The organism is Streptomyces sp. DG2A-72, from assembly GCF_030499575.1.
Classification (GTDB): domain Bacteria; phylum Actinomycetota; class Actinomycetes; order Streptomycetales; family Streptomycetaceae; genus Streptomyces.
In genome coordinates this window covers 1,827,031-1,847,592 of the sequence record NZ_JASTLC010000001.1, presented here as the reverse complement: position 1 = coordinate 1,847,592, position 20,562 = coordinate 1,827,031, and the positions used below count along the sequence as shown (strand labels likewise).

At 69.1% G+C, this 20,562-nt stretch carries 16 protein-coding genes; 6 read left to right on the top strand and 10 right to left on the bottom strand.

All coding sequences use genetic code 11. The features are described 5' to 3' along the window. Positions 1-14 precede the first annotated feature (14 nt). A complete protein-coding gene (mshC, locus tag QQY66_RS08900) occupies positions 15-1,244 on the top strand; it encodes a cysteine--1-D-myo-inosityl 2-amino-2-deoxy-alpha-D-glucopyranoside ligase (protein ID WP_301978564.1) in 1,230 nt (409 codons plus the stop codon). Positions 1,245-1,308: 64 nt separating this feature from the next. Here mshC and QQY66_RS08895 read toward each other — a convergent pair whose 3' ends face one another. After that, complete coding sequence (locus tag QQY66_RS08895) at positions 1,309-1,491, bottom strand: hypothetical protein (RefSeq protein WP_301978563.1); 183 nt, start codon at positions 1,489-1,491, stop codon at positions 1,309-1,311. A 31-nt stretch (positions 1,492-1,522) separates the two neighbouring features. Continuing rightward, on the bottom strand, positions 1,523-2,200 hold the full coding sequence (locus QQY66_RS08890) for a hypothetical protein (RefSeq protein WP_301978562.1): 678 nt from the start codon (positions 2,198-2,200) through the stop codon (positions 1,523-1,525). 370 nt (positions 2,201-2,570) lie between these two features. Between QQY66_RS08890 and QQY66_RS08885 the strand changes: the two genes are divergently transcribed. Continuing rightward, on the top strand, positions 2,571-3,539 hold the full coding sequence (locus QQY66_RS08885) for an SMP-30/gluconolactonase/LRE family protein (protein WP_301978561.1): 969 nt from the start codon (positions 2,571-2,573) through the stop codon (positions 3,537-3,539). Positions 3,540-3,584: 45 nt separating this feature from the next. Here the strand turns inward: QQY66_RS08885 and QQY66_RS08880 are convergent, their stop codons facing one another. From QQY66_RS08880 to QQY66_RS08845, 8 genes are all read right to left on the bottom strand, one after another. Continuing rightward, a complete protein-coding gene (locus QQY66_RS08880; RefSeq protein WP_301978560.1) occupies positions 3,585-4,559 on the bottom strand; it encodes a PAC2 family protein in 975 nt (324 codons plus the stop codon). A gap of 157 nt (positions 4,560-4,716) precedes the next feature. Continuing rightward, positions 4,717-5,388 (bottom strand): FadR/GntR family transcriptional regulator, encoded by a 672-nt coding sequence (locus tag QQY66_RS08875; protein WP_301978558.1) that lies wholly within the window; start codon positions 5,386-5,388, stop codon positions 4,717-4,719. Positions 5,389-5,473: 85 nt separating this feature from the next. After that, positions 5,474-6,223, bottom strand: coding sequence for a nucleoside phosphorylase (locus QQY66_RS08870; protein ID WP_301978557.1), 750 nt, complete (start codon positions 6,221-6,223; stop codon positions 5,474-5,476). Between the two features lie 108 nt (positions 6,224-6,331). Further along, a complete protein-coding gene (locus QQY66_RS08865) occupies positions 6,332-6,784 on the bottom strand; it encodes a phospholipase (RefSeq protein WP_301978556.1) in 453 nt (150 codons plus the stop codon). A gap of 224 nt (positions 6,785-7,008) precedes the next feature. Continuing rightward, positions 7,009-8,625: a glycerol-3-phosphate dehydrogenase/oxidase gene (locus QQY66_RS08860; RefSeq protein WP_301978555.1), complete on the bottom strand. Its 1,617-nt coding sequence runs from the start codon at positions 8,623-8,625 to the stop codon at positions 7,009-7,011. A gap of 46 nt (positions 8,626-8,671) precedes the next feature. Continuing rightward, positions 8,672-10,213 (bottom strand): glycerol kinase GlpK, encoded by a 1,542-nt coding sequence (gene glpK, locus QQY66_RS08855; protein WP_301978554.1) that lies wholly within the window; start codon positions 10,211-10,213, stop codon positions 8,672-8,674. 62 nt (positions 10,214-10,275) lie between these two features. Next, positions 10,276-11,070: an MIP/aquaporin family protein gene (locus QQY66_RS08850; RefSeq protein WP_301978553.1), complete on the bottom strand. Its 795-nt coding sequence runs from the start codon at positions 11,068-11,070 to the stop codon at positions 10,276-10,278. A 358-nt stretch (positions 11,071-11,428) separates the two neighbouring features. After that, positions 11,429-12,193 (bottom strand): IclR family transcriptional regulator, encoded by a 765-nt coding sequence (locus QQY66_RS08845; RefSeq protein WP_301978552.1) that lies wholly within the window; start codon positions 12,191-12,193, stop codon positions 11,429-11,431. A 309-nt stretch (positions 12,194-12,502) separates the two neighbouring features. On the opposite strand from QQY66_RS08845, the gene metH reads away from it, so the two are divergent. From metH to QQY66_RS08825, 4 genes are all read left to right on the top strand, one after another. Further along, on the top strand, positions 12,503-16,015 hold the full coding sequence (gene metH / locus QQY66_RS08840) for a methionine synthase (protein WP_301978551.1): 3,513 nt from the start codon (positions 12,503-12,505) through the stop codon (positions 16,013-16,015). A 152-nt stretch (positions 16,016-16,167) separates the two neighbouring features. After that, the gene (locus tag QQY66_RS08835; RefSeq protein ID WP_301978550.1) at positions 16,168-16,869 is read left to right on the top strand and encodes an HAD family phosphatase; all 702 of its coding nucleotides are present in this window, start codon (positions 16,168-16,170) and stop codon (positions 16,867-16,869) included. A gap of 422 nt (positions 16,870-17,291) precedes the next feature. Continuing rightward, positions 17,292-18,899: an ABC transporter substrate-binding protein gene (locus QQY66_RS08830; protein WP_301978549.1), complete on the top strand. Its 1,608-nt coding sequence runs from the start codon at positions 17,292-17,294 to the stop codon at positions 18,897-18,899. A 67-nt stretch (positions 18,900-18,966) separates the two neighbouring features. Then, the gene (locus tag QQY66_RS08825; RefSeq protein ID WP_301978548.1) at positions 18,967-20,547 is read left to right on the top strand and encodes an ABC transporter substrate-binding protein; all 1,581 of its coding nucleotides are present in this window, start codon (positions 18,967-18,969) and stop codon (positions 20,545-20,547) included. Positions 20,548-20,562: the final 15 nt, after the last annotated feature.

Sequence of the window (20,562 nt, the reverse complement as noted above, 5' to 3'; positions counted from 1 at the left end):
GTTAGGCTCATGACATGCATGCCTGGCCCGCTTCCGAGGTCCCCGCCCTGCCTGACAAGGGCCGCGACCTGAGGATCCACGACACAGCGACCGATGGGCTCGTCACCCTCGACCCCGGTCCCGTCGCCCGTATCTACGTCTGCGGCATCACCCCGTACGACGCGACCCACATCGGTCACGCGGCGACCTACAACGCGTTCGACCTCGTGCAGCGCGTGTGGCTCGACACCAAGCGGCAGGTTCACTACGTCCAGAACGTGACCGACGTCGACGATCCACTGCTGGAGCGCGCCCAGCGGGACAACGTCGACTGGGTCGCCCTCGCCGAGCAGGAGACGGCCCTCTTCCGCGAGGACATGACCGCCCTGCGGATGCTGCCCCCCCAGCAGTACATCGGCGCGGTCGAGGCGATACCCGGCATCGTGCCGCTCGTCGAGCGGCTGCGCGACGCGGGCGCCGCCTACGAACTCGAAGGGGACATCTACTTCTCCGTCGAGTCCGACCCGAACTTCGGCAAGGTCTCCCGCCTCGACGCCGCCGCCATGCGACTGCTGTCCGCCGAGCGCGGCGGCGACCCCGACCGGCCGGGCAAGAAGAACCCGCTGGACCCGATGCTGTGGATGGCCGCCCGCGAGGGCGAGCCCAGCTGGGACGGCGGTTCCCTCGGCCGCGGACGGCCCGGCTGGCACATCGAGTGTGTCGCCATCGCCCTGGACCACCTCGGCATGGGCTTCGACATCCAGGGCGGCGGCTCCAACCTCGCCTTCCCGCACCACGAGATGGGCGCCTCGCACGCCCAGGCGCTGACCGGCGAGTTCCCCATGGCCAAGGCGTACGTCCACGCCGGCATGGTCGCGCTGCACGGCGAGAAGATGTCGAAGTCCAAGGGCAACCTGGTCTTCGTCTCCACGCTGCGCCGCGAGGGCGTCGACCCGGCCGCGATCAGGCTGGCCCTGCTCGCCCACCACTACCGGGCCGACTGGGAGTGGACCGACCAGGTCCTCCAGGACGCCGTCGCGCGCCTCGACCGTTGGCGTGCCGCCGTCTCCCGCCCCGACGGACCGCCCGCCGAGACGCTGGTGACGGAGATCCGCGAGGCCCTGGCGAACGACCTGGACGCCCCGGCCGCCCTCGTCGCCGTCGATCGCTGGGCGGCGCTCCAGCAGGAGCGGGGCGGCACGGACGAGGGCGCCCCCGGCGTCGTGTCGCGCGCGGTGGACGCTCTGCTGGGCGTGGCCCTGTAATCACGTAGGGAAGGGCGCCCCCTCCTTGCCGGAGGAGGCGCCCTTGTTCTTGCTCACATGCGCGTCAGATCCGCTGGATCCGTACGCTGCGCAGCACGTTCGGTGACAGGGTGTCCCAGATGCCGATGACCTGGTGGCCGAACGCGAAGGCCTGCTGGTCCTGCTGGTCCTGTTGGTCCTGCTGGGGGCCGAACTGCTGCTGGTACGGCGACGTGCTGGGGAACTGCTGGCCTTGCTGTAGTCCCATGTGACTCATCTGCGGGGTGGCAGCAGCTGGGTCACGGCCGCCTAAAGTATGCCTTCACTGGGGAGGCGGCGGACGTACTGGAGAACGTGTCCGTGTACCAGGCGATCTCCTCGGGCCCGCCTTGCAGATCGCCGAGCCGGTCCCAGAAGCCGCCGGTGGTCGTGACCTCGCGGCCCCAGCCCTGGGCGTCCAACCGGGCGCCGTAGTTGGAGAACGCGAGCCGTGACCGGTCCGGGCCGTGATCGCGGCCGTGCGTGCCGGGCGGCGGTGCGCCCGCACCGACCAGGACGGCGCCGGAGGACTGGTTGGAGGGGTAGAAGGGGGTGCGCCAGGTCTCCGGGAACTCGTCCGGGCGGCGCTCGTAGACGGCGTCGTCGAGGGACTCGCCGCCGTTTCCGGCGGCCTTCACGACGAGGACGCCCTTGGCGGTGGCGTAGCGGATGGCCGCGTAGTCGTCCGGCCACCACTCGATCGCGACGTAGCCGTTCTGGTCGTCGCGCTCGGCGAAGTCCAGCCGCGGGCCCGGGCGGTGGAGCTCGACCAGCACGATGTCGCCGCCGATCACGCCGATCACGGCGGTGCCGTGGTCGCGCCGGGCGACGTCGGTCAGCGGGGTACCGACGACAAGCCCGGCGAGCTTGGCGGCGAGGTCCTCATGGCCCAGCTGCCAGGCCCAGTGCGCGTCGATGCCCTCGGGCGCCGGGCGCAAGTAGCCCTGCCTGCCGCTGGTTCTTCTCGGCGCTGCTGGAGCCGTTCCTCGCTGCCGAACAGCGGTTCCAGAGCGAGCTGTTCGTCGCTGAGGAACATGTTGAGGGCCGTCACATCGGCGCCGGCCGCCGAGCGGACGCCCGAGGCCCAGCTGGGTTGGAACCATCCCGGTTGACGTGAACGTCGATGAGACAGCGCGCGCTTGGTTCTCGCAACGCACTTGGTCCAGTGCAACAATCCGGCCAGAAGCTGTCTACTGGCTGTCGAGGGACCGGGGAGAGCTGCGGAGCCCCCTGGCATGTGATGGGGTGGACGCGTCAGTTGACCGTTGGACCAGCCAGTCGGCTGGTCTCTTCGCGGAAGGACGCACAGTGGCACCCACGCATCGCTCCTTCGCACATGGCCTCACCCGCCGGAGACTCCTCACGGCCGGTGCCGCGACCGCCGGTGCCGTTCTCGCCGGGGCCACGACGGCCTCGGCCTCCGGGAAGTCCTGGCCGACCGTGATCCCGCTGCCCGACGGCTTCCGCCCGGAGGGCATCACCATCGGCGGCGGGCCCTACGCCTACCTCGGCTCGCTCGGCGACGGCTCGATCTACCGGGCCGACCTGCGCACCGGCAAGGGCGGCATCATCTCGACCGGGCCCGGCACGCCCTCGGTCGGCCTCAAGCTCGACGACCGGGGACGGCTGTTCGTCGCCGGACGCGGCGAGGGCGCCCGTGTCGTCGACGCCCGCAACGGCGCGATCATCGCGTCGTACGTCCTCACCTCGGCGACCCCGACCTTCGCCAACGATGTGTTCCTGACCCCCCGCACGGCCTGGTTCACCGACTCCTACCAGCCTGCGCTCTACGCCCTGCCGCTCGGTCGGCGCGGCGCGCTGCCGGACGCGGACGACATCGTGACGATCACCCTGAGCGGCGACTGGAGCCAGGTCCCAGGCGAGGTCGTCAACGCCAACGGCATCACCCGCACACCCGACGGCTCGGCCCTGCTGGTCGTGCAGTCCGGGGTCGGCGCCCTGCACCGGGTGGACCCGAAGACCGGCGTCACCAAGATCGTCGACCTCGGGGACGCGGCCCCGCTCACCAACGGCGACGGTCTGCTGCTGCTCGGACGGACGCTGTACGTCGTCCAGAACCGGCAGAACGCGATCGACGTGTTCACGCTCGCGCCCGACGGCACCAGCGGAATCTTCCGGCGCCGCATCACCGACCCGGACTTCGACGTGCCGACCACGGTCGCCGCGTACCGGGACCGGCTCTACCTGCCCAACGCACGGTTCACGACGACTCCGACGCCGACGACCACGTATGACGTGATCGCTGTGGCGCGCTGAGAAATCGGGGGCGGTACAGGAGAGCCGTACCGCCCCTTCTGTGTTTCAGTCCTCGGACGAATCCTCGTCATCCGTGTCCGGCTTCGGTGGCTTCGGCGGCTTGGCACGACCGCCGGGGCTGTCGCCCCAGTCCTTGAGGAACGGCGTGCCCTCTCCGCCCTCCGTGGCGTGGCCGCCCGGGGTGTCCCGGCGCCGCAGATACCGCTCGAACTCGCGGGCGATCGCCTCGCCCGACGCCTCCGGCAGCTCGGCGGTGTCCCGGGCCTCCTCCAGCGTCTGCACGTACTCGGCGACCTCGGTGTCCTCGGCGGCCAACTGGTCCACGCCCACCTGCCAGGCGCGCGCGTCCTCGGCCAGCTCGCCCAGCGGGATGCGTACGTCGATCAGGTCCTCCAGGCGGTTGAGGAGGGCCAGCGTCGCCTTCGGGTTGGGCGGCTGCGACACGTAGTGCGGTACGGCCGCCCACAGCGACACGGCCGGCACGCCGGCGTGGGTGCACGCCTCCTGGAGGACGCCGACGATGCCCGTGGGGCCCTCGTACTTCGTCTCCTCCAGGTCCATCCGCTGGGCCAGGTCGGCGTCGGACGTGGTCCCGCTGATCGGGACCGGACGCGTGTGCGGGGTGTCACCGAGCAGGGCGCCCAGGATGACCACCAGCTCCACGCCCAGTTCGTGGGCGAAGCCGAGCAGTTCGTTGCAGAACGAGCGCCATCGCATGGACGGTTCGATACCGCGGACGAGGACGAGATCGCGGGGCTTTTCACCGCCGATCCGCACCACCGACAACCTTGTCGTCGGCCATGTGATCTTGCGCACTCCGGCGTCCATCCACACGGTGGGGCGGTTCACCTGGAAGTCGTAGTAGTCCTCGGCGTCCAGCGCCGCGAACACCTCGCCCTTCCACTCCCTGTCCAGATGCGCGACCGCGGTGGAGGCGGCGTCGCCGGCATCGTTCCAGCCCTCGAACGCGGCCACCATGACCGGGTCGATCAGCTCGGGAACCCCCTCGAGCTCGATCACCCAGTGCCTCCTTCCGACGTGCCCTCGCCTGACGTCCCAACCTTACGGCGTGCGGGCGGGGCGTCCGCAGCCCCCCGGAGGGGGAATGCACGCATCACTGCCCACATCGCCACCTCGAAACACTCCCTCTGTGCCGCGCTTGTCGGAGGGGGAGTCGTCACAGAGTGGACCGAAGCCACTGCTCCACGCTCGCGATGTGCACCGTCGCCCACGACCTGGCCGCCTCCGCGTCCCGGTCGCGCAGGGCGGCGAGGATCATGCGGTGCTCGTGCAGGGTGCGGCTGACCGCGTCCTCCTGGGTCAGGCCGCGCCAGATACGGGCGCGGGTGGTGGGACCCGAGAGGCCGTCGAGGAGCGAGCAGAGCACCGAGTTGCCTGAGCTCTGCACGATGCCCCGGTGGAAGTCCAGGTCACACGCGACCAGTTCCTCGACCGACGGTGCGTCGCCGAGCTTGTCCAACTGGGCCGACAGCGCGTCCAGTTGCTGCTCGCTGACCCGCGAGGCCGCCATCGCCGTCGCGGCCGGCTCCAGCATGCGGCGTACGGCCAGGAACTCCAGGACCGTGTCGTCGCGGTGGAAGTCGACGACGAAGCTCAGCGCCTCCAGGAGGAGTTGCGGATCGAGGCTGGTGACGTACGTGCCGTCGCCCTGGCGTACATCCAGGATGCGGATCAGGGACAGGGCGCGCACGGCCTCCCGCAGGGAGTTGCGGGACAGCCCCAGTTCGGAGGCGAGCTCGCTCTCCTTGGGCAGCCGGTCGCCCGGGCGCAGCGCGCCGGAGACGATCATGCCCTTGATCTTTTCGATCGCCTCGTCGGTGACTGCCATGGCCGGCCTCCCTGTCGTTCAGACATCCGATGTCTCACGCCATTATGGGGGTTCACCAGGCTGAACGGGACGCCGAATGCGCAGATCAGGGCGACTGCTCCACCAGCAGCCGCAGCGCCTCCAGGGATACGACGGCACCTCTTTCGACGCCCGCCGCCACGACGTCCCGGTGGGGGTCGTATCCGCCGGTGCCCTGTTCGTCGACGAGTTCGTCGGCGTTGGCGCCGTCCACGACCAGCACACCTCCGGCCACCAGCCCGCGCAGCGAGGCCGTCACCAGCAGCGCGGACAGCTCCATCTCGATCGCCGCGAGCCCTGCGCCGCCGTACGGGAAGAAGGGCAGCAGCCCCGGCTGGAACGCGGCCCGCGTCCACACGATGCCCCGGTGGTGCGGGGCGCCCGCCTCGCGTGCCGCGCGCTGGAGGGCGAACACCGCCTCGGGGGAGGAGACCGCCGGGTACTCGGGCGGCAGCAGCTGGTGGGTGACCCCGTCGTCCCGAACGGCCGCCTCGGCGATGACCAGTTCGCCGTCGCCGATGCCCGGCTTCATCGCGCCCGCCGTACCGAACCGCAGAAAGGTGTGTACGCCCGCGTCGGCCAGCTCCTGGAACAGCAGGATCGCGCCCGGAGCGCCCACCCCGTGCGACGCGACGGTGACCGGCAGGCCCTTCCAACCCCCGCTGAACACACGGTATTCGCGGTGGTACGAGACCTCCTCGGCGCCGTCGAGCAGAGCGGCGACGACCGCCGCGCGCGCCGGGTCGCCGACGACGATCGCGTGCGCCGGGAGCCCGGTGCGGGGTATTCGGGTGACGGGCAGCAGATCCTGGGGCATGAGACGACGTTACCGAGGGCGAGCCGCGCACCCGCGAGCCCCCGGGTCCGCGATGCGGGCGAGGCCGGGTGCGGCGTACCGCACCCGGCCCCAGGAAAGTGACCGCTGTCAGCCGAAGGCCTTCACGGCCTGGTAGTACGTCCAGGCCGTGCTGGTGCAGGCGTTCTTCGTGCCGCCGCTGTAGCTGTTGCAGACGCGCTTGAGATCCTCGTAGAAGGCGCTGTCGAGGCGGGCCTTGTTGGCGTCGAACGCGCCCGCGGCCTTGTAGTTGCGGTAGCCGAAGTCGTGCCGGGCGCAGGACGTGGCGAAGGGGAAGCCGAAGGGGTTGTCCGGCGAGGAGGAGCAGTAGTCGGTGGACCAGTTGAACTCGTAGGCGGCCCAGGCGGACTGGTTGGCGCGGGCGGCGGCCCACGCGTTGTAGCTCGACGCGCTGGTCTGGGTCCAGTTCGAGAGGACCTGGGGCTTGTCGGCGGGAACCGCGGTGGCGGTGGCGGCAGTTGCGGTGACGGTGATCAGGGCAAGGGCCGAAGCGGCGAGACCGGTGGCGAGTCTGCGGTGCATCCCACACCTCCATGAGGCCGCGATCCGTCCGTCGGATCGCAGGTTCATGACAAGATGATTGATCCACCATCAGGCCCTTCACACCTCATGTGTCCTAATGGTCCGTTAACTCTCGGACATGCCAGGAGATCAGAGCATGAACCGGACTTGACGGCACCGGACTTGACGGCATGCGAAAGGGGCGGCTCCGTCGGCGAGGAGCCGCCCCTTGCGTGTCGTAACGCCTACTTCTTGTCGAGCAGGTCCTGAACCTTCGCCCGGACGTCGTCCGTGGCCAGCCCTCGGATCGTCAACGTCGTACGGCGCCGCAGCACATCGTCCGTCGTCTGAGCCCACTCGTTGTCCCGCGCGTACACGACCTGCGCCCAGATCTCCGGGGCGTCCGGGTGCACCCGCTCGCCCAGCTCGGGGTTCTCGTTCGCCAGTCGGGCGATGTCGAAGGCCAGGGAACCGTAGTGCGTCGCCAGGTGCTTCGCGGTGTCCGCACCCATGCGCGGGCCCGGAGCCGGCCGGTCCACCAGCAGCCGGTGCGCGATCGCACGCGGGTTGGCAACGCCGGGCAGCGGCAGCTTCTTCGGCAGGGAGGCGATCGGCTCGAAGTCGTCGCCCAGCGGGTGCCCCGGAAGCGCCTCCAGCTTCTTCATGACCGTACGGCCGATGTGCCGGAACGTCGTCCACTTGCCGCCCGCGATGGACAGCATGCCGCCCCGGCCCTCGGTCACGACGGTCTCGCGCTTGGCCTTGGCCGTGTCGCCGGGGCCGCCCGGCAGCACCCGCAGACCCGCGAAGGCGTAGGTGATCAGGTCACGGTCGAGCTGCTGGTCGCGGATCGAGAACGCGGCCTCGTCGAGGATCTGGGCTATGTCCTTGTCGTTGACGGACACATCCGCCGGGTCGCCCTCGAACTCCTCGTCCGTCGTACCGAGCAGCAGCATGTCCTCCCAGGGGAGGGCGAAGGTGATCCGGTACTTGTCGATCGGGGTAGCGAGCGCGGCCTTCCAGGGCGAGGTCCGCTTCAGGACCAGGTGCGCGCCCTTCGACAGCCGGATGGACGGAGCCGCGTTCGGGTCCTCCATCTTGCGCAGGTGGTCGACCCAGGGACCGGTCGCGTTCAGCACGAGACGGGCGTCGACCCCGAACTCGTCGCCGGTCGTGCGGTCCTTCAGCTCCGCGCCCGTCACCCGGCCCTTGGTGAAACGCAGCCCGGTCACCTCGGCGTGGTTGAGGACGACCGCGCCCGCCTCGGTGGCCGCGCGGACCGTCATCAGCGCCATGCGGGCGTCGTTCATCTGGTCGTCGCCGTACACGGCCACGGCCTTGAGGTTCTCGGTGCGCAGCTCCGGCACGTCCTGCTGGGCCTTGGCGGGGGAGAGCAGATGGCCGACGCCGTCGCCGAACGCGGAGAGCGCCGAGTACGCGAACACGCCCGCGCCCAGCTTGGCCGCGCCGTGCGGGCCCCCCTTGTACACGGGGAGGTAGAAGGTGAGCGGGTTCGCCAGGTGGGGGGCCACCTGGCGGGAGACCGCACGGCGCTCGAAGTGGTTCTCCGCCACCAGCCTCACCGCGCCGGTCTGCAGATAACGCAGACCGCCGTGGAGCAGCTTGGAGGAGGCGGAGGAGGTGGCGCCGGCGAAGTCGCCGGCGTCGACCAGCGCCACCCTGAGCCCGGACTGCGCGGCGTGCCAGGCGGTGGAGATGCCCAGGATGCCGCCGCCGATCACGAGAAGGTCGTACGACGCCTTGGCGAGCTGCTCCCGGGTCTCGGCGCGGCTCGGGTTGAAGCCGGAGGCCGGGCGCGTACCGAGGGCAGGCACGGACTGCAGGGTGGACTGACTGGTCATTTCGGGTTCTTACTCCTCATCAGAGTTCGAGAGCTGGCGGCTGTCGTCAGTTCTCGTCGTCCTCGATCCAGCCCATGGTCCGCTCGACGGCCTTGAGCCAGCTCTTGTACTCACGGTCGCGGGTGTCCGCGTCCATGCGGGGGGTCCACTCGGCGGCCCGCCGCCAGTTGGCGCGCAGCTCGTCGGTGCTGGACCAGAAGCCGACGGCGAGACCGGCGGCGTAGGCGGCGCCGAGGCAGGTGGTCTCGGCGACCATCGGGCGCACCACCGGGGCGTCCAGGAAGTCCGAGAGGGTCTGCATCAGCAGGTTGTTGGAGGTCATGCCGCCGTCGACCTTGAGGGCCACCAGCTCGTCGCCGGAGTCCTTGACCATGGCGTCGGCGATCTCCCGAGTCTGCCAGGCGGTGGCCTCCAGGACGGCGCGCGCGAGGTGCGCCTTGGTGACGTACCGGGTCAGACCGGCGATGACACCGCGGGCGTCGGAACGCCAGTGCGGGGCGAACAGGCCGGAGAAGGCCGGCACGAAGTAGGCGCCGCCGTTGTCCTCGACCGAGAGCGCGAGCGTCTCGATCTCGGCGGCGGTGGAGATCAGACCCATCTGGTCGCGCATCCACTGCACCAGCGAGCCGGTGACGGCGATGGAGCCCTCCAGGGCGTAGACCGTCGGCTGGTCACCGATCTTGTAGCCGACCGTGGTCAGCAGGCCCGCGTAGGAGTTGATGATCTTGTCACCGGTGTTCATCACCATGAAGGTGCCGGTGCCGTAGGTCGACTTGACCTCGCCCTCGGAGAAACAGGTCTGGCCGAACAGGGCCGCCTGCTGGTCGCCGAGCGCGGACGCGACCGGGATGCCGCCGAGCAGGTCGCCCAGCTTGCCGCCCTTGATCTCGCCGTAGACCTCGGAGGAGGAGCGGATCTCGGGGAGGATCCGCAGCGGCACACCGATGGACTCGGCGATCTTCTCGTCCCACTCCATGGTGTGGAGGTTCATCAGCATGGTGCGGGAGGCGTTGGTGACGTCGGTGACGTGATGGCCGCCGTTCACACCGCCGGTCAGGTTCCAGATGACCCAGCTGTCCATGGTGCCGAAGAGGATGTCGCCCGCCTCGGCGCGCTCCTTCAGACCCTCGACGTTGTCGAGCAGCCAGCGCGCCTTGGGACCGGCGAAGTAGGAGGCGAGGGGGAGGCCGGTCTCGCGGCGGAAGCGGTCCTGCCCGACATTGCGGCCGAGCTCCTTGCAGAGCGCGTCGGTACGGGTGTCCTGCCAGACGATGGCGTTGTGGACGGGCTCACCGGTGCTCTTGTCCCACAGCACGGTCGTCTCGCGCTGGTTGGTGATGCCGATGGCCTTGATGTCGTCGCGGGTGATGCCGGCCTTCTCGACGGCTCCGGCGACGACCTCCTGGACGTTGGTCCAGATCTCGGTGGCGTTGTGCTCGACCCAGCCCGGCTTCGGGAAGATCTGCTCGTGCTCCTTCTGGTCGACGGAGACGATACGTCCGTCCCGGTCGAAGACGATGCAGCGGCTGGAGGTGGTGCCCTGGTCGATGGCGGCGATGAACGGGCCGGTGGTGTGCGCGTCGGTCACTGTGTGCTCCTGGGGTTCCGTAGGTGGGGGCTGTCTGTACGGCGCGATGGCTGAATCGTGCTCTAAGCGAAAGCGACGTTGTAGATGCCTGCCGCGATGGCGCCGCCGATCAGCGGACCGACCACCGGGATCCAGGCGTAACCCCAGTCGGAGCCGCCCTTGTTGGGCAGGGGGAGGAGGGCGTGCGTGATACGCGGGCCGAGGTCACGGGCCGGGTTGATCGCGTAGCCGGTCGGGCCGCCGAGGGACAGACCGATCGCGACGACCACCAGCGCGGTGATCAGGGCGCCCAGCGTGCCGAGGCCGTCACCATCGGCGTTCAGGCCCTGAGTGAGGATGGCCAGCACCAGCACGACGGTGCCGATGATCTCCGTCGCGAGGTTCTGCCACACGACCCGGATCTCCGGGCCGGTGGAGAAGATGCCCAGGACCGGTCCGGCGCCCTTCTCACGGGCCTCGACGGCCTTGGCGGTGGTGGCCTGCGCGCCCGGACCGCCGACGATCTCCTTGTCGGTGAGGTGCGCGTGGAACTGGCCGTAGTAGGCGACCCATACCAGCGCCGCGCCGATCATCGCGCCGAGCAGCTGTCCGCCCCAATAGGTCGGAACGTTGCTCCAGTCGTCATCCTTGATCGCGAGCGCCAGGGTCACGGCCGGGTTGAGGTGGGCGCCGGAGAGCGGCGCGGAGGTGTACACGGCGGTCAGTACGGCGAAACCCCACCCGAAGGTGATGGCGAGCCAGCCGGCGTTACGGGCCTTGGAGGCCTTGAGCGTGACGGCGGCGCAGACGCCACCGCCCAGCAGGATGAGTATGGCGGTACCGATGGTCTCGCCGATGAAGATGTCGGAGCTGGACACCCGCGACTCCTTTGTCCTTCGTCCAGGGGGAGAGCTGCCGGCCCTTGGCGTCGTCACACTGTAACGCCTATTGCCGGTCGGTGTTCGACAATGTCGACCGATGGACGGGAGTCTTGCCCTGGCGTTACGAGTGCGTCAAGAGTTCTGTTATCGAAAACACGATCGTTATTGATCGCGGCGAGCTATCGATCAAGCGTCTCGCCAAACCATGACAACGCCTTACAAGGCATGACAACAACCGGAGCGCTCGACGGTGCCCCGGTTTGCTCGATGTACTTGTGGGACGTACTTGCGGCACGTACTTGCGGCACGTACTTGCGGCACGTACTTGTGGCACGTACTTGTTGGCGTACGGCGCTCAGAACCGCCCGGCGCCCAGATCCCGGGAGACCGCGCGGGCGCAGTCCCGCACCGCCGCGATCAGCTCGGGCCGCACCTCGCCGTCCCGGCACAGCCGTTCCACGGCGCCGGTGACACCGACCGCGCCGACCGGCATGCGCCGCCGGTCGTGGATGGGGGCGGCGATGGAAGCGACGCCCTCCCAGGTCTCCTCGACGTCCGCCGCATAGCCACGCGCGCGGGTCACGTCGAGGATCTGCTCGAAGGCGTCGAGCTCGCACACCGTCCGGTCCGTGAACGCCTTGCGGTCGGCCTCCAGCGCCTCGCTGTGCGCGACCGGGTCGTAGGCCGACAGGACCTTGCCCAGGGCCGTGGAGTGCAAGGGCTGCATCGCGCCGATCTCCAGGACCTGGCGGCTGTCGTCGGGCCGGAAGACGTGGTGCACGATCAGCACGCCCTGCTGGTGCAGCACGCCCAGATAGACGCTCTCGCCGCTGGAGCGGGCCAGGTCGTCCGCCCACACCAGGGCGCGGGCCCGCAGTTCGTGCACGTCCAGGTAGGTGGTGCCCAGGCGCAGCAGCTCGGCGCCCAGCTGGTAGCGCCCGGAGTTGTCGTCCTGCTCGACGAAGCCCTCCTGCTGGAGGGTGCGCAGGATGCCGTGGGCGGTGCCCTTGGCGAGGCCCAGGGATGAGGCGATGTCCGACAGGCCGAGCCGTCGCTCGCCGCCCGCGAGCAGCCGCAGCATCGCGGCCGCCCGTTCGAGCGACTGGATGTTCCGTGCCATCGCCGTCCTGCCTCCGTCCCCTTCGACCGTCGACCCGCGACGTCCGCTGCCGCCGTTCGGCAATGCCGAACACTACCGGTCCATGCCGACCCGCCGCCAATGGTCCGCGAGAAGCTGTCGCGGCAGTCGTTCCACGCCGCATCCCGCACTCGTATCCAGTCGGCGAGCTGCTCGTCATCCCCGTCCGTCCCGTGGACCGTCTGACCATCCCGCCATGGACCCGGTTACGCTGGCTGCCGTGCGCCTACTGTGGAACGTCCCACGGGTTGCGCAAAGCCGACAGCCGTCGCACCAAAGGGAGCCCCTTTCATGGCCTCGTCGCCGCTGACCCCTTCCGCCGACAGCCGGACCCGCGTGTCCGCGCTCCGTGAGGCGCTCGCCACCCGTGTGGTGGTCGCCGACGGTGCGATGGGCACCATGCTGCAGGCGCAGGACCCGACCCTCGAGGACTTCGAGAACCTCGAGGGCTGTAACGAGATCCTGAACGTCACCCGCCCGGACATTGTCCGCTCCGTCCACGAGGCGTACTTCGCGGTGGGTGTCGACTGCGTCGAGACGAACACGTTCGGCGCCAACCACTCGGCGCTCGGCGAGTACGACATCCCCGAACGCGTCCACGAGCTGTCCGAGGCCGGGGCCCGGGTGGCCCGCGAGGTGGCCGACGAGTACGCCGCCAAAGACGGCCGGCAGCGCTGGGTGCTGGGCTCCATGGGCCCCGGCACCAAGCTGCCCACCCTGGGCCACGCCCCGTACACCACCCTGCGCGACGCCTACCAGCGGAACGCCGAGGGCCTGGTCGCGGGAGGCGCCGACGCGCTGCTCGTCGAGACCACCCAGGACCTGCTGCAGACCAAGGCCGCCGTACTCGGTGCCCGCCGCGGCCTCGACGCCCTCGGCCTGAACGTGCCCGTGATCGTCTCGGTGACCGTCGAGACCACCGGCACCATGCTGCTCGGCTCCGAAATCGGCGCCGCGCTGACGGCCCTCGAGCCGCTCGGCATCGACATGATCGGCCTGAACTGCGCCACCGGCCCGGCCGAGATGAGTGAGCACCTGCGCTACCTGGCCCGCCACTCCCGCATCCCGCTGTCGTGCATGCCGAACGCCGGCCTGCCGGTGCTGGGCAAGGACGGCGCCCACTACCCGCTGACGGCCCCGGAGCTCGCCGACGCCCAGGCGACCTTCGTACGCGAATACGGTCTCTCCCTGATCGGCGGCTGCTGCGGCACCACCCCCGAGCATCTGCGCCAGGTCGTCGAACGCGTCCGCGAGGTCACCCCCACCGAGCGGAACCCGCGCCCGGAGCCGGGTGCCGCCTCCCTGTACCAGACGGTGCCGTTCCGGCAGGACACCGCGTACATGGCGATCGGCGAGCGGACGAACGCCAACGGGTCGAAGAAGTTCCGCGAGGCGATGCTGGACGCCCGCTGGGACGACTGCGTGGAGATGGCCCGTGAGCAGATCCGCGAGGGCGCGCACATGCTGGACCTGTGCGTGGACTACGTCGGCCGTGATGGCGTCGCCGACATGGAGGAGCTGGCGGGCCGCTTCGCCACCGCCTCCACACTGCCGATCGTGCTGGACTCCACCGAGGTGGACGTGATCCGGGCCGGGCTGGAGAAGCTCGGCGGGCGCGCGGTGATCAACTCGGTGAACTACGAGGACGGCGACGGCCCCGAGTCCCGCTTCGCCAAGGTCACCAAGCTGGCCCAGGAGCACGGCGCCGCGCTGATCGCGCTGACCATCGACGAGGAGGGGCAGGCCCGTACGCCGGAGCACAAGGTCGCGATCGCCGAGCGGCTGATCGCCGACCTGACCGGCAACTGGGGCATCCACGAGTCGGACATCCTCATCGACACCCTGACCTTCACCATCTGCACCGGTCAGGAGGAGTCCCGCAGGGACGGCATCGCCACCATCGAGGCGATCCGCGGGCTCAAGCGCCGCCACCCGGACGTGCAGACCACGCTGGGCCTGTCGAACATCTCCTTCGGCCTGAACCCGGCCGCCCGCATGCTGCTCAACTCCGTCTTCCTGGACGAGTGCGTGAAGGCGGGCCTGGACTCGGCGATCGTGCACGCGTCGAAGATCCTGCCGATCGCCCGCTTCACCGAGGAAGAGGTCACCACGGCCCTCGACCTGATCTACGACCGCCGCGCCGAGGGCTACGACCCGCTGCAGAAGCTCATGGCCCTGTTCGAGGGCGCCACCACCAAGTCCCTGAAGGCGGGCCGTGCCGAGGAACTGGCCGCCCTGCCGCTGAACGAGCGCCTCAAGCGCCGCATCATCGACGGCGAGAAGAACGGCCTCGAACAGGACCTGGACGACGCTCTCCAGGAGCGCCCCGCCCTGGACATCGTCAACGAGACGCTGCTGGACGGCATGAAGGTCGTCGGTGAACTGTTCGGCTCCGGACAGATGCAGCTGCCGTTCGTGCTGCAGTCCGCCGAGGTCATGAAGACGGCGGTGGCCTACCTCGAGCCGCACATGGAGAAGACGGACGACGAGGGCAAGGGCACCATCGTGCTGGCGACCGTGCGCGGCGACGTACACGACATCGGCAAGAACCTCGTCGACATCATCCTGTCCAACAACGGCTACACCGTGGTCAATCTGGGCATCAAGCAGCCCGTCTCCGCGATCCTGGAGGCCGCCGAGGAACACCGGGCCGATGTCATCGGCATGTCCGGCCTCCTGGTCAAGTCCACGGTGATCATGAAGGAGAACCTGGAGGAGCTCAACCAGCGCAAGCTGGCGGCCGATTACCCGGTCATTCTCGGCGGCGCCGCGCTCACCCGCGCCTACGTCGAGCAGGATCTGCACGAGATCTACGAGGGCGAAGTCCGCTACGCCCGCGACGCGTTCGAGGGCCTGCGCCTCATGGACGCCCTCATCGGCGTCAAGCGGGGCGTGCCCGGCGCGAAGCTGCCCGAGCTGAAGCAGCGCCGGGTGCGGGCGGCCACCGTCCAGGTCGAGGAGCGCCCGGAGGAGGGGCACGTCCGCTCCGACGTCGCCACCGACAACCCCGTGCCCACGCCGCCGTTCTGGGGCACCCGCGTCATCAAGGGCATCCAGCTCAAGGAGTACGCCTCCTGGCTCGACGAGGGCGCTCTCTTCAAGGGGCAGTGGGGCCTGAAGGAAGCCCGCACCGGGGACGGGCCGTCGTACCAGGAACTCGTCGAGACCGAGGGCCGCCCGCGGCTGCGTGGCCTGCTGGACAAGCTGCAGACCGAGAACCTGCTGGAAGCGGCCGTCGTCTACGGCTACTTCCCGTGCGTGTCCAAGGACGACGACCTGATCCTCCTGGACGACGACGGCAACGAGCGCACCCGCTTCACCTTCCCGCGCCAGCGCCGCGGCCGGCATCTGTGCCTGGCGGACTTCTTCCGCCCGGAGGAGTCCGGCGAGACCGACGTCGTAGGCCTCCAGGTCGTCACCGTGGGCTCGCGGATCGGTGAGGAGACCGCGAAGCTGTTCGCGTCCGACTCCTACCGCGACTACCTCGAACTGCACGGGCTGTCCGTGCAGTTGGCCGAGGCGCTGGCGGAGTACTGGCACGCGCGCGTGCGGTCCGAGCTGGGCTTCGCCGGTGAGGACCCGGCCGACGTCGAGGACATGTTCGCGCTGAAGTACCGCGGCGCCCGCTTCTCGCTGGGCTACGGCGCCTGCCCCGACCTGGAGGACCGCGCCAAGATCGCCGAGCTGCTGGAGCCGGAGCGCATCGGCGTCCAGCTCTCCGAGGAGTTCCAGCTGCACCCGGAGCAGTCCACGGACGCCATCGTGATCCACCACCCGGAGGCGAAGTACTTCAACGCCCGGTGACCAGGCGGCGCCGTACCCGCTGACCTGCGGGTTCAGACGTCCTCTAGGACCATCGAGCACGCTGATCGAAGACGTCGTACACTAGTCGGTCCACCGCAGGCCGGTTCCCTTTTCGGGAACCGGCCTGATCGTCCCTCAAGGAGGTAGGCCGGATGACCAGCACGGTCCCCGCGCTCGGAACCCGAACGGCCGAAGGGTCGGCACTTCAGGCCGTGCTCCTCGACATGGACGGCACCTTGGTGGACACCGAGGGCTTCTGGTGGGACGTCGAGGTCGAGATCTTCGCCGGTCTCGGCCATGCCCTCGACGACTCCTGGCGCCATGTCGTGGTCGGCGGCCCGATGAGCCGCAGCGCGGGGTTCCTGATCGAGGCCACCGGCGCCGACATCACCCTCGCCGAGCTCACCGTCCTGCTCAACCAGGGCTTCGAGGACCGTATCGACCGCGCCCTGCCGCTGATGCCGGGTGCCGCCCGGCTGCTGGGCGAGTTGTCGGCGTACGAGATCCCGACCGCCCTGGTCTCCGCCTCGCACCGGCGCATCATCGACCGGGTGCTCTCCTCGCTCGGCGCCCACCACTTCGCCCTGACGGTCGCCGGGGACGAGGTGCGGCGCACCAAGCCGGATCCGGAGCCGTACTTGTCCGCGGCGGCCGGGCTCGGCGTGGATCCGGCCAGATGCGCGGTCATCGAGGACACCGCGACCGGTGTGGCGGCGGCCGAGGCCGCCGGCTGCCAGGTGGTGGCCGTGCCCTCGGTGGCGCCCATCGCCCCGGCCGCCCGGCGCACCGTCGTGACCTCGCTGGAAGAGGTCGACCTGGCATTTCTGCACGGGCTGATGACGGAAATGGGCTAGGCGTTCACCGAGCGTGCGGCACCGATAGCGCGGGAATTCCATGCGGGCACTGGTAAAAGAATTCACACGGCGCTGGATGGTCGAATTCCGGCCCTCGCGCAGGCCATTGAGAATGTGACGTTCCCCACTCCTCGGGGGGTCGACAGAGGCGTCAACGTGTGCGGCTCGTCCCCAATTCGACGGCTGGGGCCGGGGCCTTGTGTCCCGATTGGGGGGATGCTGCACGAATCCTTCCGCTGTCGGGTTTTCGGTGCGTCGACAGCCGGTTTCACTGCGTGATGGGCTCTCAACTCCGGGTGCGGCCAAGCCTTGTGCAGGTGCGGACTAATGTCGTCGCGAGAACATCGCCACTACCCCCGTGCCCCGCTGCTACACCCCTGCATGCCGGGTACACGGACTCACAGCTCTGGAGAAACTCGAGCATGAACCGCAAGACTTTGGTGCTACCGGCCGTCATCGGCCTGCTCGCGCCGGTGCTCGCAGCCTGCGGCGGGTCGGGCAGCGGCAGCGGCGGCGGTGACGCGATCGTCGTCGGTACCACCGACCGGTTCAGTGCCTCGACGGAAACCCCCGCGCCCCTCGACCCGGCGTACGCCTACGACATCGGCACCTGGAACGTCCTGCGTCAGACCGTGCAGACGCTGATGATCCAGCCCCGCGGCGGGGGCGAACCGGTGCCCGAGGCCGCCGAGAAGTGCGGCTTCACCGACACCGGCAACGAGCGCTACGTCTGCACACTCCGCGAAGGCCTCAAGTTTGCCAACGGTGCTCCCGTCACGGCGGCCGACGTGAAGTACTCCATCGACCGCGCCCTGTCGATCAAGGCCGACAGCGGTGTGTTCGCGCTGCTGTCCACCATCGACACCGTCGAGACGCAGGGCGACCGCGAGGTGATCTTCCACCTCAAGACCGCCGACGCCACCTTCCCGTTCAAGCTGTCGACGCCGGTCGCCGGCATCGTCAACCCCGACGACTACGAGAAGAACAAGCTGCGCGACGGCTTCGCGGTCGACGGCTCCGGCCCGTACACCTTCGAGTCCGAGGTCAAGAACGACGAGCTGGTCAAGGCCGTGTTCACCAAGAACCCCAACTACAAGGGGACGTTGAAGGTGAACAACGACAAGGTCGAACTGCGCTCCTTCGCCGACGCCGGCAAGATGGGCACCGCGCTCGACGACGGTGACATCGACGTGATGACGCGCACCATGTCGCCGAAGCAGATCGACAAGCTCTCCAACGCCGCCGCGGGCACCGACGAGGACCTGGTCGAGATGCCAGGCCTGGAAATCCGCTATCTCGGCTTCAACACCGACGCCCCGACCGTGAAGACCAAGGCCGTACGCCAGGCGATGGCCCAGGTCATCGATCGCGCCGCGCTGGTCTCCAAGGTGTACGGCGACCAGGCGGAGCCCCTGTACTCGATGGTCCCGGCCAGCATCACCGGCCACTCCAACTCGTTCTTCAACAAGTACGGCGACCCCAGCGTGGCCAAGGCCAAGGCCATGCTGACCAAGGCCGACATCACCACCCCGGTGAAGCTGACCCTCCACTACACGACCGACCACTACGGCCCGGCCACCAAGGAGGAGTTCGAGCTGCTCCAGAAGCAGCTCAACGACAGCGGCCTGTTCGACGTCCAGATCGAAGGCACCCCCTGGGAGACCTTCCGCCCCGCCGAGCAGAAGGGCGAGTACGACGTCTACGGCATGGGCTGGTTCCCGGACTTCCCGGACGCCGACAACTACCTCGCGCCGTTCCTCGACAAGGACAACACCCTCGGCTCGCCGTACGCCAACGGCGAGATCCGCAGCACGCTGATCCCGGAGTCGCGCCGCGAGGCCGACCGGCTCTCCGCCGTCAAGAGCCTGACGGAAATCCAGTCCGTCGTCGCCGACGACGTACCCCTGCTGCCGCTGTGGCAGGGCAAGCAGTACGTCGCCGCCCGCAGCGACATCACGGGCACCGCCTACGCCCTCAACTCCTCCTCCACGCTTCAGCTGTGGGAGCTCGGCCGCGGAGTCAGCGGCTGACCACTCCCGTGCCCGGGGCCTCGGACGACGGCCCCGCAATTCGGAACCGACGACAAGGCACCTGCACGTGAATATGCGTAACCAGTGGCCGGTCCTGCCGATCGTGGCGGGACTGGCCTCCGGACTGCTGACCGGATGCGGAACAGAGAACGGGGACTCGGGGAGCGAAGGCTCCTCCGTGGTCATGGGGATGTCCGACGACGTCCTGGCCACCGACCCCGCCTCCGGCTACGACCCAGGATCCTGGCTGTTGTTCAACAACGTCTTCCAGTCGCTGCTGAGCTTCCCCAAGGGAGCCACCGAACCGCAGCCGGAGGCCGCCGAGGAGTGTGCCTTCACGGACACCTCGACCAGGGTCTACCAGTGCACGCTGAAGGACGGTCTGAAGTTCAGCAACGGTGACGCGCTCACCTCGGAGGACGTGAAGTTCTCCTTCGACCGCATGCTGAAGATCAACGACGAGGCCGGCCCCGCGATCATGTTCCCCATGCTCGAGAAGGTCGAGACGCCGGACGAGAAGACGGTCGTCTTCCGCCTCAACACCGCGGACGCCACCTTCCCGAGCAAGATCGCCTCCGGCGCCGGCTCCATCGTCGACCACAAGTCGTACGAGGCGAGCGGCCTGCGCAAGGACGGCGAGGCGGTCGGCTCCGGCCCGTACAAGCTCGACTCCTTCAGCGAGGACGAAGCCGTCTTCTCGGTCAACGAGCACTACAAGGGCACCGCCGAGGTACAGAACTCCGGGGTCACCCTCAAGTTCTTCCACGGCGACCAGACCGCGCTGAAGACGGCCCTGCTCGACAAGAAGGTCGACATCGCCTACCGAGGCCTCGCCGCGAGCGACATCGCCGACATCGAGAAGGCCGACCCCGGCTCGGGCGTCGAGATCGTCGACGGCAACAGCGCCGAGGTCCAGCACCTGGTCTTCAACATGGACGACCCGGTCACCGGAAAGCTCGGTGTCCGCAAGGCCATCGCTTACCTGCTCGACCGTGACGCCCTGATGAAGGACGTCTACAAGGGCACCGCGACCCCGCTGTACTCGATCATCCCGGCCGGTATCGCCGGCCACAACACGGCCTTCTTCGACACCTACGGCGCCAAGCCCTCCAAGGCCAAGGCAGCCGCAGCCCTGAGCGCCGACGGCATCACCGACAAGGTCAAGCTGACCCTCTGGTCGACCCCGTCCCGCTACGGCCCCGCCACCGACGACGAGCTCAAGGCGATCGCCGACCAGCTCAACGCCAGCGGCCTGTTCGACGCCGACGTCCGGTCCGTGGCGTTCGACCAGTACGAGCAGGACATAGCCGACGGCAAGTACGGCGTTTACGTGAAGGGCTGGGTCCCGGACTACCCGGACGCCGACAACTTCACCGGCCCCTTCTTCGGCGAGGGCAACGTGCTGAGCAACAACTACACCAACAGCACGATCACCGGCACGCTCATCCCGCGCACCGCGTCCGAGAGCGACCGTGCCGCGACCGACTCCGACTACGGCCGGCTCCAGGACATCGTCGCCGACGACGTGCCCGTGCTGCCGCTGTGGCAGGGCAAGCAGTACGCCGTCACCCGCGACAACGTCTACGGCCTCGAGTACTGCCTCGATGCCTCGACCGTGTTCCGGTTCTGGGAACTCAGCAAGGACTGACCCAAGGCGGCACGA

Coding starts and splice junctions, on each gene's coding strand:
- QQY66_RS08830 (WP_301978549.1), top strand. CDS start 17,292: ATGAACCGCAAGACTTTGGTGCTACCGGCCGTCATCGGCCTGCTCGCG.
- QQY66_RS08860 (WP_301978555.1), bottom strand. CDS start 8,625: ATGACCAGTCAGTCCACCCTGCAGTCCGTGCCTGCCCTCGGTACGCGC.
- QQY66_RS08835 (WP_301978550.1), top strand. CDS start 16,168: ATGACCAGCACGGTCCCCGCGCTCGGAACCCGAACGGCCGAAGGGTCG.
- QQY66_RS08845 (WP_301978552.1), bottom strand. CDS start 12,193: ATGGCACGGAACATCCAGTCGCTCGAACGGGCGGCCGCGATGCTGCGG.
- metH (WP_301978551.1), top strand. CDS start 12,503: ATGGCCTCGTCGCCGCTGACCCCTTCCGCCGACAGCCGGACCCGCGTG.
- QQY66_RS08870 (WP_301978557.1), bottom strand. CDS start 6,223: ATGCCCCAGGATCTGCTGCCCGTCACCCGAATACCCCGCACCGGGCTC.
- QQY66_RS08865 (WP_301978556.1), bottom strand. CDS start 6,784: ATGCACCGCAGACTCGCCACCGGTCTCGCCGCTTCGGCCCTTGCCCTG.
- QQY66_RS08875 (WP_301978558.1), bottom strand. CDS start 5,388: ATGGCAGTCACCGACGAGGCGATCGAAAAGATCAAGGGCATGATCGTC.
- mshC (WP_301978564.1), top strand. CDS start 15: ATGCATGCCTGGCCCGCTTCCGAGGTCCCCGCCCTGCCTGACAAGGGC.
- QQY66_RS08895 (WP_301978563.1), bottom strand. CDS start 1,491: ATGGGACTACAGCAAGGCCAGCAGTTCCCCAGCACGTCGCCGTACCAG.